We start from the raw sequence: 14,369 nt of genomic DNA, 5'->3' as shown, positions 1-14,369 counted from the left end.
CAACGAGGCGCTGGCAGACGTCAGGGGGAGAGCTGCTCCAGTGAGGCTGCTCGCCAGTGCGCTGCACGTGATCAGCGCCGCTGACGCAATGGCGCTCAATCGAGAGTGGCTGCGTCCTGCGTGAAGGCGGTTGACCGTCGACGACGCGAAAGCGCGTGGGTCCGGCAGTCTCGAAGGGGTTTTCGCGGTCGCGGAGGGTGTCCAGGAATCTGCCGTGGAGTGGACGGGCTCGGACTCATGTCTTGCTGGGAGGCCGTTCCACGGCGTTCGGACAGGCGTTCTTCCGGCGGGTGCGATCACGGGCAACCGGTTCCCCTCTACGTTCTGCTCTCTCGTATCGAACGTAGCACAACCTGTCGGGAAGAAGATGTGTCGGTGCTGTTACCGATGTTAACAGCTTCTGAACGATGTTGACGGATGATGTCGTCAGCCCGTCTCTGCTGCGGGGAACGATTGCGTGCGCGCGGGCGTCGTGCTATAGTACGAAGGCGGTGCGAACGCGTTGTCTCGCGGGCGTGTCGTCAATGACCTGGGGGTGACCGGTTTCGACGGGGAGTGTTCACGTAGCGAACGCGAGCCGAGATCCGCGGTCTCGTTAAACAGCGGAAAACCAATAACTGCCAACAACAACAACCTGGCACTCGCCGCCTAGAGCGGCGACGTCCACCCGCTCTCGTCGGCAGGGGCGGTCATGGGCGTCACGCATGCCGACTACTTCTGAGTAGCCGCTTTCGGACTCAGGGGGAATTCAAGGAAGCTAGGGACGCGGATATCCTGCCCTTGGGAGCTCCGCCGGCCGAATCCCAGAACACGGGATACGCTCGTAGCCTGGTCTCTATCTGAACCTTTTCGGACGCGGGTTCGATTCCCGCCACCTCCACCACCACTCCCCCAGCGGTACAGCGCCCGGGCTTCACGCTCGGGCGCTGTGCGTTCTGCGATGCGTTTCGTTCTCTCTTGGGGTTGCCGACAGGGCGTCGACGGAGAGATCTTCCCGTGTGCATCATCAGGAGCTCCAAGGCCGCGGCAGGGCTGGCTCGACAAGGCTCGAGGCCCGTTGTCAGGGCAGCGCGATCTGGTCGGGAGACAGGGGGAGGGTGAGCTCCTCCTCTGTCACGCGCTCTTCAGAATCGCGAAAGTCGACGAGATCTGTGGCCCAGCCCTTGGCACCGAGGCGTTCGAGCAACGCTTGTGCGTGCTTGCGCGCCGCCGCGAGGCTCTGCTCGACGACCCAGAAGTCAGCTGCGTCCGAGCCGTCACGCTGGGCGATCTCTGCATAGGCCGGAGAGGCTGCGAGCCGTTCGACGTGAATGGCCTGCACCATGGCCGACAGCGCGTCGACCGGCTTTGCATCTCGCTTCAAGACCACGTAAGGCTGCCCTTTGAACGATTCGAGGACGTACTTCTCGCTTGCATAGGCCTTCAGCAGCTGCTGGTAGCGTTCCGCGCCGGCCTGCTTCAGCCGATCGAGCGGGCGGCCGAGCACGATTCGATCTCGTTCCGCGAGCTGTCTGACCAGGGAGATCGTCCGACGGTCGGGCGCGGGCAGCTCACGGCCGCTGTCGAGTGCCTCGACGGCGTTGCGCACCACCGTTTCGTTGATGTTCTCCATGTCGAGGTGCGACAGGAACTTCACGGTCGCAGCCACGCCCAGGGCCGCCGTGGCGCAGCCGATCACGGGAAGCGCGTAGGCCAGGGCGGTGGACCGCACCAGGGACTGCAGCCCAGCGCCCGCGGCGACCGAGACGAGGTTGAGCAGGATGCTCTGATTGCTCTCCTTTGTGCTCACCTCGGGCAAGGTCTGGGTGGGGTTCACAGCCTGGCGGTAGAACATGTTTGCCTGGGCGCGTCGCTTGAAGACCCCTGCCACCGTGAAGGCGATTCCTGTGGCGATGCTGAGCGGGGCGTAGGCGGAAGGGACCAGGGCGGCACAGCTCATCGCGGCGTTGCCCAGGTTGTCGATCGCGTCTGCGGCGAGGAACCAGGCTTTGGGCCTGCGGTCAGCGGCCGACGAGCAAGCGGAGGCGGCCACCGATGAGGCGTTCCGGATCTGGTCGACCACCTTGGGGAACCAGTACATGCCCAGCCCCAGCCCGATGATGGCCACCGCCCCTCCGGTCTGGGCCTTGACGACCATCTCGAGCGCCATCGACGTGGCCTGGCCGCCTGCGAACCCGTACGAGAGGTTGTTCGCGAACTCGCGCCCGAGCCACCAGAACCGGGTGGCGGGGTAGTCGGGCGTCATGGTGTGCTCGACGTCGTTGGGAATGAAGAGCGATCTCACGCCTCTCCCAGCGGCGGTCACGAGGCTGGGTACGGTGTGCTCATCGTGCGAACGGGCGTGGATGAGCGCATCGAGCCGGTCTGCGCGATTCCCCTCCGAGCCGGGCGGCGACGCAGGGTCGGCTGACGGCTGCTCGCGCAGGGCATCTGCCCGCGAGGGCAGGGCAGGCATGGCGGCTCTATCGGTACCGCGGACGGCTGGGCAGACAACGGTTCCTGCGCGGGTCATGCAATTGCCTCGACCTTCCCTGCGCGCGAGACGAAGCCCCTCGCCTGCGACCATGCGCTGCGGCGCTGGTTCTCGCGGGGACATCGCGTTCGCGTCATCGCGTCGTAACAGGGTGAGAGCGTCACTGGCGCGCCAGTTGCAGTCGTGGGCGAAGAAGTGCTTCGGTGTCTTTGCGAGGCGTCGGCCTCATCGCCGGGTTGGCGCCCGTCATGGCCAGGCGATCGGTTTGCGCCGGACCGTCTCCACGCCGGTTCTGGAGGTCAGGCGTGGGGAGGCGCGTGTGTGTGCTGGTGGTGGGCGTCGGGGAAGTGCGCGTGCACGTGTGTCACGGCGACGTGGCGATGGACATGGACATGGCGCGTTCCGAGGGGAACGCCGCCTTCGTCGGCGTGGTCGTGGTCATCATCATCACCCCCGTCGTGGGTGTGCTCGTGCTCGTGCTCGATCTCATCGTGCGTGTGCTCGTGCTCGTGATGCTCTGTCAGGTGCAGCACCACGCCCACCGCCATCAGCAGGCTGCCTGTCACGATTCCGGGGGTCACCGTCTCTCCCAGCATCACGATCGACAGCAGGGCGCCGAAGAACGGGGCGATGGAGAAGTACGCGCCGGTTCGAGCCGTTCCGAGCGCGCGGAGAGCGACCACGAACAGGGAGAGGCTGGCGCCGTAGCCCAGGAATCCGATGAGCATGGAGATCAGTGCGATGCGGGGCGCGGGGAGCGCGCTGCCGATGGACAGGGCGAGTGCGAGGTTGGTCGCGCCAGCGGCCAGGCCCTTGATCATGGCGATGGCGGTGGCGTCGGCCAGAGCGACCTTGCGCGTAAGGTTGTTGTCGATGGCCCACCCGAGACAGGCGCCCAGGACGGCCAGTGAAGGCCACGCTGTCGCGGCCTCGATGCGTCCACCGGCGGGCCAGCCGATGGCGACGGCCCCCGCGATGATGGCCACCATTCCCGTGGCCACCCTGCGATCGAAGTTCTCCTGGAAGACGAACCAGGCAAGAAGGGCGGTGAACACGCCTTCCGCGTTGAGCAGCAGGGCCGCGGCCGACGCGGGCATTGCGGTCAGGCCGGCCATGAGCATCACGGGAGCGACGACACCGCCAGCCAGGACGGCCCCCCCCAGCCAGGCCCACTCTCCTCTGCTGAGGCTGGCTGCGGCGCTTCCGCGTATGCGGCGGGTCAGGTAGAGCCCGAGCCCAGAGCCCAGGTAGAGCAGTGCCGCCATCATCCACGGGCTCGGACCTTCACCCAGGAGCCGCTTGGCCATCGGCGTGCTGGCTCCAAAGAGAAGCGCGGCCAGCAGTGCGGCTCCGATGCCCGGGGCGAGGTTCAGTCGCATGCAGGCAGAGTACGCCGTCTCGGGTCAAAAGCCTTGTGGCGGGGGCGTGCAGGCGCGCCTCCCGTGGAGCCTTGCCGCTTCCGGGAGGCATTGGTCGGTGTCGAGAAGAAACAGCACCACAGATTGCGAGCGTGCGGCTTCGACGCCCATCGCCTCGTGCACATCGAGAGGAAGGCCTCCCGTGGAGACACACGAGCACGACGTCCTGGGCGACACCGAACTGACGATCGAAGATCTGCTGTACCAGATGGTCGAGCGGGCTTCGTCTGACCTGCATCTGAAGACGGGCAGCCCCGCCATGATCCGGGTAGACGGCGATCTCACCCCGGTGAGCTACGAGATTCTCACCCAAGAGGCCGTGCGCCACATGTGCGAATCGATCATGACCGACGAGCAGAAGGCGCGCTTCATCGCCGATCGCGAGCTCGACCTGGCCTACTCGATTCCAGGGCTCTCCCGCTTCCGAATCAACGTCTACCTGCAGCGCGGCACCTGGGGATGCGCCATCCGCGTCATCCCGTCGCGACCGCTCTCCCTCGATGAGCTGAAGATGCCGCCCATCATCAAGGAGCTCGCCATGAAGCCGCGTGGGCTCGTTCTCGTCACGGGCCCCACGGGCAGCGGCAAGTCGACCACGCTGGCGGCCATGATCAACCACGTGAACGAGAACCGCCGCTGTCACATCGTCACGGTTGAAGACCCCATCGAGTTTCTCCACAAGGACAAGAACAGCGTCATCTGCCAGCGCGAGGTGGGCGCCGACACCCACAGCTTCCAGATGGCGCTCAAGCACGTCTTGCGACAAGACCCGGACGTCATCTTGATCGGTGAGGTGCGCGACCTCGAGACCACCTCCATCGCCATCTCGGCCGCGGAGACCGGTCACCTCGTCATGGCAACGCTGCACACCAACAGCGCGGCCAGTACGGTCGATCGCGTCATCGACATCTTCCCTCCCCACCAGCAGGCGCAGATCCGCATGCAGCTGTCAGTGACCCTCGAAGGGGTTCTCTGTCAGACCCTCGTGCCCAAGGCGAAGGGGGGCGGACGTGTCATGGCGATGGAGATCATGCCGGTGAACTCTGCCGTGCGCAACATCATCCGCGAAGGGAAAACCCATCAGATCCCCAATATCATCCAGGCCGGCGCGTCGCTGGGCATGCAGTCTCTCGACATGGCGCTGCGCAACCTGTATCTCCAGGGTCTTGTGACCTTCGAAGACGCCATCGCAAAGGCGTCGAGCCCGGATGAGCTGAAGCGTCTCGTGGGCAAGGTCGATTGAGGCTCGCATCCACGTTTTCTCACAGGCACGGCGATTGAATCAAGTCTTAAGGAGCTCGCGCGTTGAACCTTCCTGAACTGTTCACCCTTCTCGTCGAGCGACGGGCGACCCACATGCACATCGTGCCGGGAAGCCCCATCCTGCTCCGGAACGGCAGCCAGCTCACGCCGGTGAGCGACCAGCTCGTCAGCCCCGCCGACACGGCCGCACTGCTCGAGTCGTTCTTGAGCGAGGAGCAGCGATACTACTTCTTCGAGAACAAGGACCTGAGCATCACACAGAGCATCCCGGGGCTCTCGCGGTTCCGCGTGAACGCGCTTCAGCAGCGCGGCTCGGTGGCGTTCATCATCTCGACCCATCCGCCGGCCCCGCCCACGCTCGAGGAGCTGGGCTTCCCCGACAACATCAAGAGCCTGCTCGGCAGCATCAAAGGGGGCCTCATCGTTCTGTGCGGCACCCGTTACAGCGGGAAATCGTCGACCCTCGCCGCGCTGGTGAGCTATCTTCTCGAGACCCGGGCGGTCCAGATCGTCTCGTTCGAGAATCCCATCGACTATCTTCACAAGAACCGCAAGGGAACCATCATCCAGCGCGAGATCGGCACCGACGTGCTGAACTACGAGGCGGCACTCGAAACTCTCTCCTATCAGCAGGCCGATGTGGTGGTCACCACCGAGATGGAGACCTACGAGCAGATCTCGGCCGCTGTCAGCCTCGCGCTCGGGGGCACGCTCTGCATCGCGGTGATGAAGGTGCCGAGTGTCATGCTGGCCTGCGAGTCCCTCATGAATGTGTATCCCGCGCATCTCAGCCAGCATGCGCGAAACATCGTGGCCGCCGCCACAGAGTGCATCATCTCCCACACGCTGCTGCGCAAGAGCAACGGGCCAGGGGTGGTGCCGGCATTCGAGGTCCTGGCCGGCATCTCGCCTGTGAAGGCGATGCTGCGAGAGGGCAAGACAGGTCTGTTGAGCGGCGTGATGTCGCAGGCGGGTCGAGACTTCGGCATGCAGACCCAGGAGCAGGCCCTGCGTGTGCTCGTGAAAAAGAATGCCATCTCGCAGGAAGAGGCGCTTTCGAAGTCCTTCCGTCCCGACGAGTTCAGGAAGATGCTGTCCGCGCAGATGTAGCCGGGCGCCGCACGCGCGGCGCTTCCGCCTCTTCGTGAGGCGATCTGCCTGGCGCTTCCCGTGGTCAAACACATGGGCTGAGAGGGCGTTCTCCCTGAATGCCGCTCCAGCCTCGAGAGGGTTCTCATGCTAGACATTGCACTCGTGCGAAAAGATCCGGATGCCGTGCGCGACTCGCTTCGCAGGCGGGGGGCAGATACAGGCATGGTCGACCGTGTCCTGGCCGTCGATGAGCGCTGGAGAGCGCTCACAACCGAGGTTGAGCAGCTCAAGGCGCGCAAGAACGCTGTTTCCGAGAGCATTCCTCAGCGCAAGAAGGCCGGTGAGGATACGGCGCCCGTGGTGCTCGAGATGCGCCAGCTCGGCGATCGCATCAAGCTTCTCGAGTCAGACGCAGACGCGGCCGCGGAGGAGCGTCAGGCGCTGGTCGAGGTCATTCCCAACCTGCCCCACGAGTCTGTTCCCGACGGAGCCGATGATGCCGCGAACATCGAGGTGCGCCGTGGCGGGGAGATTCGCGCCTATGATTTCACCCCGCTGCCTCACTGGGAGGTGGGGGAGCGGCTGGGCATCATCGACTTCTCTCGGGCGACCAAGCTCACCGGATCGCGCTTCATCGTCATGAAGGGGCTCGGCGCGCGCCTCGAGCGCGCACTCATCAGCTTCTTCCTCGATGTCCACACCCGTGAGCGGGGCTACACCGAGTTCCTCACGCCCTTCATGGTGAACCGCGATTCTTTGTTCGGTACGGGCCAGCTTCCTCGATTCGAGGAAGATCTGTTCAAGTGCCAGGTCGATCCTCCGTACTATCTCATTCCAACGGCAGAGGTGCCGCTCACCAATCTCCACCGTGACGAGATTCTCGAGGCCGACGCGCTTCCGCTTCACTACACCGCCTACTCGCCCTGTTTCCGATCAGAGGCGGGTGCCGCGGGAAGGGATACGCGGGGGCTGGTGCGCGTTCACCAATTCGACAAGGTCGAGCTGGTGAAGTTCTGCAAGCCTGAAGACTCCTACGATGAGCTCGAGACGATGGTCGCCGATGCCGAGCAGCTGCTCGTGCGGCTCGAGATTCCCTATCGCGTGGTATCGGTCTGCCTGGGTGACCTCGGATTCACGCCCTCGAAGAAGTATGATCTCGAGATATGGGCCCCTGGGCAGAACCGCTGGATCGAGATCTCGTCGTGCTCGAACTGCACCGACTTCCAGGCCCGTCGGGCCAACATCAAGTTCCGACGACAGCCGAAGGGGAAGCCGGAATACCTGCACACCCTGAATGGCTCTGGTCTCGCGGTGGGGCGAACCATTGCGGCCTTGCTCGAGAACTTCCAGCAGGCCGACGGGTCGGTCACCCTTCCTGCAGCGCTCGCGCCCTACATGGGGGTTGACCGCATTCCCGCGGGGGGCGTCTCCTGAGCGCATCCGCGGTCGACGTCGTCATCGAGATACCCGCCTGGTCGTTCCGCAAGGTGGCGCGTGGTCGCGATGCGCGCTTCGCCCTTCAGTTCTGGTCGGTGCTGCCCTGTCCGTTCAACTACGGGTGCGCTCCCGAGGTGCCGGCTGACGATGGTGACGGGCTCGACGTCATCGTCATCGCCCCCCGTCTCGGTCGTGGTCAGATGGTCACCGTACGACCGCGGCTGCGGGTGCGTTTCGTCGATGACGGAGTGATCGACGACAAGCTCGTAGCGCGGCTCGATGGTCGACCGCTGCTCGTCATCGATCACCTGCGCCTGCGCCTCTTCTTCTCGGTCTACAGCCTATTCAAGCGAGTGCGCTACGCATTGCAGGGACGCGGATGGAAGGTCACGGGAGTTCTGGGCTATGCTCCGATGTGACCGTGTCTGCGGGGGTGGCTCTCGCCTCGGGTGGAGCTGACTGGGCGATGTGACGCGCCAGCGTCGCGACGAGGCGGGGGTCGTGTCGCTCTGCCACCTGATCGAGGAACTGCGCTTGAAAGACGTGCAGGGGCAGATGCCCCACCGATCGGGCGTAGGCCTCATCGTATTCTACGGCAAGTCCGATGATGCGCGCCCCCAGGGGTATCTCCTCGCCGCGCAGTCGTCCAGGCTTTCCGCTGCCATCGTAGCGCTCGAGGTGATGGCGCACCAGTGGCGCCACCTTCTCGAGGAGCTTGATCTGCTCGAGGAGCTGCGCGCCGCGCGCCACGTCGTTGTGGTCACGTACGCCGGTGTGGGCCGATTCATTGAAGAGCCGACCGATGTCGTGGAAGTACGCAGCGTACAGCACCTGCTCGATCTGCTTGCTGGGCAGCCCGAGCTCCCTCGCCATGAGGGTGGACAGCCGCGCGACCCGAACCACGTGTCCGCGGTTCGAGGGGTCGATGACTTCCAGCGCGGTGATGATCACATCGACCATGTGCGCGAAGAAGTTCTGCAGCTGGTCGACCACGCGCACGTTGTTGAGGGCCACGGCTACCTGGGTGGCGAGCATCGAGAGGTGCTCGGCGTCGGTCTGCGAGTACTGGCCGCTCTTTCGGTTGACGGCCTCTAGAACGCCGAACAGGCGGTCGCCCCAGAGCACGGGCACGCACAGCAGAGAGCGCGTGGTGAACGAGGTCATCTGGTCGATCCCCTTGTAGTGCCGAGGGTCGCTCATGGCGTCGTTCACGATGATTACCTCGCGATGCACCGCGCACCACCCGGCCACGCTGCTGTCGGTGATGGGCAGCCGAATGGTCTGGAGCAGCTCACCGTATGTCCCAGAGGCCTTGCGGAAGTACAGCTCGTTGGTGTCTTCGTCGACGAGCAGGAAGGAACCCATCTCGGAGTCTGTCACGTCGATGATCGAGAGCATGGCCTTGTTGAGGAGCTCGTCGAGATCGGTGGAACGGGCCAGCTCGTGGCTCGCGTGCATCAGGCGGGAGAGGGAGGTGATCTTGTCGTTGTCGGCGTTGTTGTTCATTGTCATGGCTACTCTGCAGTCACCCGCATCAGCTCTTCGTAGGTGGTCACCCCACGAGCGACCTTGGCGATGCCGTCTTCGTAGAGACTCAACATGCCCCCCTCCCTCCCTTGCACCGTCAGCTCGGCGTTCGAGGCGTGCTTGAGAATCATCTCACGGATCTTCTCGTCGACGGCGAGCAGCTCGTAGATGCCCATGCGGCCCTTGTATCCTGTCTTCGAACAGACGTTGCAGCCGACGCCTCGGGTGAGGGTCAGTGATTCGCGCGCAAAGCCTCGCCTCGTGAGCGTCTCGAGAAGCTCCGCGTGGGGTTCCACGGGTTCTGCGCAGGCTTTGCAGGTCGTGCGCAGCAGCCGTTGCGCAATGACCCCGATCATGGTGCTGCTGAGCAGAAACGGCTCGACGCCCATGTCGACGAGGCGCGTGACCGAGCTCACTGCGTCATTCGTGTGCAGGGTCGAGAGAACGAGGTGTCCGGTGAGGGCGGCCTCGATGGCGATCTGGGCGGTCTCGCGGTCTCTGATCTCGCCCACCATGATCACGTCGGGGTCCTGGCGCAAGAACGAGCGCAGCCCGGCCGCGAAGTTGAGGCCGACCTTGGGATTCGTCTGCACCTGAACGATTCCGGGCAGGTTGTACTCCACCGGGTCTTCAATGGTGAGGATCTTCACGTCTGGCTTGTTGATCTTGGCCAGTGACGAGTACAGGGTGGTGGACTTTCCGCTTCCGGTCGGGCCGGTCACGAGAATGATGCCGTGCGGGTGCTCGAGGAGCTCGACCCATCGACGAAGATCGCTCTCGGCAAACCCAAGGGCGCCGAGGTCGACCTTCATCGCCTTGCGATCGAGGATTCGCATCACCACCGTCTCCCCGTTCAGGGTAGGCAGCGTCGAGACGCGGAAGTCGAGTTCGTGCCCCTGCATCGAGAGATGGATGCGGCCGTCTTGCGGAATGCGCTTCTCGTCGATGCGCAGGCGCCCCATGATCTTCAGGCGCGAGATCATGGCGGGCTGTACCGTTCTCGGAACGGTCATGATCTCGTGCAGAACGCCGTCGATGCGATAGCGCACAAGGGTGTCTGATTCACGCGGTTCGATGTGGATGTCTGAGGCCTTGCGCTCGACCGCCTGCTGCAGAACCATGTTGACCAGCTTGATCACGGGCTGGTCGATGACCACGTCCTTGTCGCTGTCTTCCTCGGCGTCGTGAATGACATCGACGGTCAGCCCTTCGGCCAAGTCGATGACTTCCTTCCACGACGAGTCTTCGCCATAGAGGCGCTTGAGTGCCCAATCGATGGCTTCGGTGTCGGCAAGGACCGATTCCACGTCGAACCCCGTCCGAATCTTCACGTCATCGAGCGCGAAGATGTCGAGCGGATCGAGCATCGCCACGGTGATCTTCTTCTCGAGCTTCCCGATGCACACCATCTGGTAGCGTCGCGCCATGGCTTCTGGCAGCACGCTGCCGATCTCGCGGTCGAGGGCGACGGCGCGGAGGTCGATGAACTGCGTGTGCATGAGGCGCGCCCGTTGCTGCATCTCGGCGGTGTCAACAGGAGGTGGGGCTCCGGCCGCGCGCGTGAACTCGTTCATGAGCGCTCTCCCCTGGTCTCGCGTTCCCGGGCCTGCTGGCCGGCGAAGATCCTGTGCACCGTCATGGGTTCGGCCTTCCCTTTCACCTTGATATTATCGATACGGTCTGAGAGATAGACGTCTTCGAGCTGGTTGTAGGTGGTCTCGGTGAGCAGGATCCGACACGACATCTCCTTGCTCATCGCCTGCATGCGCGCGGCCACGTTCACCGCGTCTCCGATGGCCGCGAACACGAGCTTGCCCTTGTTCTTGATGGTGCCGAGCGAGATGGGGCCTGAGTTGATGCCGATGCCGATGTCGAGGACGGGGAGGCCGGTCTCTCGGGCGCGGGCATTTAGCTGCTCCAGCTTCTCCACCATCCGGATGCTCGCGTGGACGGCTTGATCGGACGGATTCATGTTTGCGAACTCTGGCAGCACCTGGCACTCTGGCGGGTATCGCCCGTTCGTCTTCTCACCGAACACCACCATCTGCGCGTCTCCGATGTACTCCCAGATCTTGCCGCCGCACTCGTTGACGACGGTCTGCATCTCGGAGTAGTACACGTTGAGCGTGTTCATGACGCGGTCTGCATTCATCGATTCCGACATGACCGTGTAGTCGCGGATGTCGGAGAAGACGACGGTTCGCTCGCGCACCTCGAGCTCGGGCTCGAACTGGTCGGCGTCTGTCTTGCCAGAGAGCAGGAACTCGATGACGTCTTCCTCGCGCACCGGCGTGGCCTTCTCGAACAAGGACTTCATCAGCATCTTGGCTCTGCGCTCCGCCCTGACCAGGTACAGGGTGACGAGAACGAAGGCGAGCGCAGCAGAGAGCATGGGCAGCGCGGGCGCGAACCAGATGTTGCGTCGAAGCAGCAGCGCATACGAGACCCAGAGCAGGCCTGCCTCGAGGGCGAAGAGCGTCAGCGCGCCGATTCTCGCGTCGAGACGGGGCAGCGCGGCGCCGATCAGCAGGCAGAGCACGAGGGCGACGCCGGCTTCCGCATAGATGCCGACCATGTAGACATACCCCTCGCTCAAGATCGTGAGCAGTGCGTTCGCGTGCACCTCGATCCCGGCCATCTTTCCCACGGGAGTGATCTTGAGATCGTGGCCAGCCTGGGCGGTGACGCCGAGCAGCACCGTGCGGTCCTTGAAGTAGTAGCCCAGGTCTGCGTCGCTCATGTCGTACAGCGCCGACATCGGGTAGTAGTTCACTGACAGGCTCTCTGCCGTGGCGCCTCCGTGGGTGTCGTACTTCACGTCGCTCTGGGTCGCCGTGCCGAGCCAGAAGTAGTTGATGGTGAGCGCACCCGACATCAGCGGAACGCTCCTGTCACCGATCTGGACAAAGCCTCTCTCGGAGCGATCAACGATGCGATCGATGCCTGCGCCGAGTGCCTGCGCCGCAAGAAGGGTGTCGAACGAGAAGCGACGACCCTCATCGAGGGCGACCGTGAGCGGCACCGACTTCACGCTCTCGTCGCCTTCGTAGGTGACGCCCAGTTTCTCGAGCTTCTCGCGATCGCTCCACCCCTGCATGAGCAGCGGCAGGGGCTCCTGGTACACGAGCGCGCCGCTGCCGTTGCGGATCACCGTGTCGACGAGCACGACCTTCTGCGAGCGCTTCAACGCATCACGCAGGGCTTCGTCGGCTTTGGGGTAGGCTTTCTGGGCCTCGAGGAACAGAACGTCGATTCCGATGGCGCGCGCGCCTGCCTTCTCCATCTTCGCGATGACCTCGGCGTAACGGCTTCGGGGTATCGGCCACTCGTTGAAGCGCGGATCGCGCAGGGTCTCGTCGTCGACGACGATGAGGGCGATGCTGTCCTTCACCTTGTTCAGCGCCAGCAGAGACTGCTTCTGGTAGTCGGCTTCGTGCGCGCGCTGCTTCAGGGTGAATGACTGCAGGCCTTCGTTGAGCCGCCCCACCACGTCGACCACGTCGACGAGGTTTCCGAGATTCGCCAGTGACGCGACGGACAGGAGCACCCAGAGGACGACGAAGACGAAGAGGCCCCCGCCGCTCAGCAGCAGGCAGAAGAACCGCTCGCGTCTCGAGAAGGTGACCTTGCCTCGTGCCTGCGCGCGCCCCGCCACGTCGGCCTATTTCACGATGATGTTGATGCGACCGGTGTTCCCTGCTCCGCCTTGTCCGCCCGTCGTGTTCTCGAGCGGGGTGGTGGTGTTCCCTGGAGAGAACTGCGGTGGGGACGTGCTCGATGTCGCGCCGTTCCCGTTTCCGCTGGTGCCATTCGTGGTGCTTCCCGGAGGAGAGAGCGACGGGTCTTGGAAGCCGTGCGTCTGTGCGCGCACGGCCTGCTCCTGCGGTGACGGAGGGTTCGGGGCCGTGTCCGGCATCACGGCGTCACTCGGGAAGCCGGGTGGGTTGACCTGGGGAACTCCTGTGCCCGGAGGCGTGCTGCCGCCAGATGAAGGACCGCCCGTCATGACGGCGCTATCGCCCGCGTGCAGGGACACGCTCTTGTTGCTGCCATCGAGCTGGGCGGTGACGGTACCTTCGTGCACCGTCACGAGGGTGACCAGCGGAGTGCTCTGCGCCAGGAGCATCTCTGCCTCTGGCGTGGCCGCCTGGGCTTTCGACGGTCTGCCCTGGAGGCGCTTGAGCTCGGTTTCGGGCATGACCGTGACCGAGAACTCGGTGCCGCGCGCAGCAAGCACGCCGTTCGGCGTGCGCACCTCGAAGCGGGAGCTTCGTGTCAGGCTCTTGGCCACGTCGGCGCGTATCTTGCCGAAGCGCAGGTTGAACACCACGGTGCGCCCTTCGGGAGTGAGCTGGAACTTCGTCATCTCGACCTCGCTGCTGGGCCCGATGCGGAACGACGACTGATCTGCGAGGTTGATGCAGGCCTCTGACTCGGCCTGGGTGCGCGCGAAGGCGCCATCGTTGAGGCGACGCGATCGGAAGATGGGGGCCCAGGCGGTCTGCCCCGGCTCGAGGCTCTCCACCCGTCCTTGAACGCGCACCACGATGCGCCACGGCTCGATGGCCACAGCGGGGCGCAGCGATGTCGTGAGCAAGGCCCAGGTCGTGATGCAGGTGGCGATGACCGATCGGAGCGAGCGATTCGAGCGTCTCATGAGACCTCCAGCAGGGGTGTCGGAGGGCGTCGAGCGCCCCGCTTTCCACTTACTCGTGGACGTCTCGTTTCTACCACGTCCAGGAGCCATAACCCTCTGCTGGGGGCTGCGGGGCGATATCTTTCGGGGTGCAGCGGAGCGACGTCGGGCGAAGCGTCAGTAGATGCGGCGGATCAGCCCGACGACCTTGCCCAGCACCCGCGCGTCACGCACGAAGATGGGCTTCATGCGGCGGTTGTCAGATTCGAGGCGGGTCACGCCGTTGCCGTTGAAGAAGCGCTTCACGGTCACGTCTTGATTCACCACGGCCACCACGATGTCGCCGTCTTCGGCTTCGTCGCGGCGACGCGCGATGACCAGATCGCCGTGGAGGATGCCGGCGTCACGCATGCTGTCGCCCTCGACCTGGAACAGGAAGCCGTCGTCTCCGCCCACGAGGTCTCGGGGCAGGGGGATGTTCATGGGGTCGCGTCCCCCTGTTCCGCCTTCCAGGGTCTCGAGA

Annotated in this window: 11 protein-coding genes and 1 other RNA gene; 5 read left to right on the top strand and 7 right to left on the bottom strand. The window is 64.3% G+C overall.

Annotation, left to right across the window (positions count from 1 at the left end; genetic code table 11):
- Window positions 1–531 precede the first annotated feature (531 nt).
- Window positions 532–883: a transfer-messenger RNA gene (gene ssrA, locus EB084_08460) on the top strand.
- Window positions 884–1,060: 177 nt separating this feature from the next.
- Here ssrA and EB084_08455 read toward each other — a convergent pair.
- Together EB084_08455 and EB084_08450 are read right to left on the bottom strand one after the other, a co-directional pair.
- Window positions 1,061–2,596 (bottom strand): hypothetical protein, encoded by a 1,536-nt coding sequence (locus tag EB084_08455; GenBank protein ID NDD28279.1) that lies wholly within the window; start codon window positions 2,594–2,596, stop codon window positions 1,061–1,063.
- A gap of 176 nt (window positions 2,597–2,772) precedes the next feature.
- Window positions 2,773–3,852: a DMT family transporter gene (locus EB084_08450; GenBank protein ID NDD28278.1), complete on the bottom strand. Its 1,080-nt coding sequence runs from the start codon at window positions 3,850–3,852 to the stop codon at window positions 2,773–2,775.
- Here EB084_08450 and EB084_08445 point away from each other — a divergent pair.
- The 4 genes from EB084_08445 to EB084_08430 all read left to right on the top strand — a co-directional run bounded on the left by EB084_08445 (window position 3,851) and on the right by EB084_08430 (window position 8,102).
- Window positions 3,851–5,134, top strand: coding sequence for a type IV pilus twitching motility protein PilT (locus tag EB084_08445; GenBank protein ID NDD28277.1), 1,284 nt, complete (start codon window positions 3,851–3,853; stop codon window positions 5,132–5,134). The genes EB084_08450 and EB084_08445 overlap by 2 nt on opposite strands.
- 62 nt (window positions 5,135–5,196) lie before the next feature.
- On the top strand, window positions 5,197–6,264 hold the full coding sequence (locus EB084_08440; protein ID NDD28276.1) for a hypothetical protein: 1,068 nt from the start codon (window positions 5,197–5,199) through the stop codon (window positions 6,262–6,264).
- A 126-nt stretch (window positions 6,265–6,390) separates the two neighbouring features.
- Complete coding sequence (locus EB084_08435; protein NDD28275.1) at window positions 6,391–7,680, top strand: serine--tRNA ligase; 1,290 nt, start codon at window positions 6,391–6,393, stop codon at window positions 7,678–7,680.
- A complete protein-coding gene (locus EB084_08430) occupies window positions 7,677–8,102 on the top strand; it encodes a hypothetical protein (GenBank protein ID NDD28274.1) in 426 nt (141 codons plus the stop codon). Before EB084_08435 ends, EB084_08430 begins: the two co-directional genes overlap by 4 nt.
- Here the strand turns inward: EB084_08430 and EB084_08425 are convergent.
- The 5 genes from EB084_08425 to EB084_08405 all read right to left on the bottom strand — a co-directional run.
- Window positions 8,071–9,195 (bottom strand): GAF domain-containing protein, encoded by a 1,125-nt coding sequence (locus EB084_08425; protein NDD28273.1) that lies wholly within the window; start codon window positions 9,193–9,195, stop codon window positions 8,071–8,073. The two genes, EB084_08430 and EB084_08425, sit on opposite strands and share 32 nt — an antisense overlap.
- 2 nt (window positions 9,196–9,197) lie before the next feature.
- Entirely contained in the window at window positions 9,198–10,784 is a 1,587-nt protein-coding gene (locus tag EB084_08420; GenBank protein NDD28272.1) for a type II/IV secretion system protein, read from the bottom strand.
- On the bottom strand, window positions 10,781–12,865 hold the full coding sequence (locus tag EB084_08415) for an adenylate/guanylate cyclase domain-containing protein (GenBank protein ID NDD28271.1): 2,085 nt from the start codon (window positions 12,863–12,865) through the stop codon (window positions 10,781–10,783). The genes EB084_08420 and EB084_08415 overlap by 4 nt, the downstream gene beginning before the upstream one ends.
- Window positions 12,866–12,871: 6 nt before the next feature.
- The gene (locus EB084_08410) at window positions 12,872–13,957 is read right to left on the bottom strand and encodes a hypothetical protein (GenBank protein ID NDD28270.1); all 1,086 of its coding nucleotides are present in this window, start codon (window positions 13,955–13,957) and stop codon (window positions 12,872–12,874) included.
- A gap of 66 nt (window positions 13,958–14,023) precedes the next feature.
- Window positions 14,024–14,369, bottom strand: a 346-nt coding sequence (locus EB084_08405) for a hypothetical protein (protein NDD28269.1), incomplete at its 5' end; no start/stop codon positions are given.

The sequence above is a fragment of the Pseudomonadota bacterium genome (genome assembly GCA_010028905.1).
In the GTDB taxonomy this organism is placed as follows: domain Bacteria; phylum Vulcanimicrobiota; class Xenobia; order RGZZ01; family RGZZ01; genus RGZZ01.
This window is presented reverse-complemented; position numbering and strand designations above follow the sequence as displayed.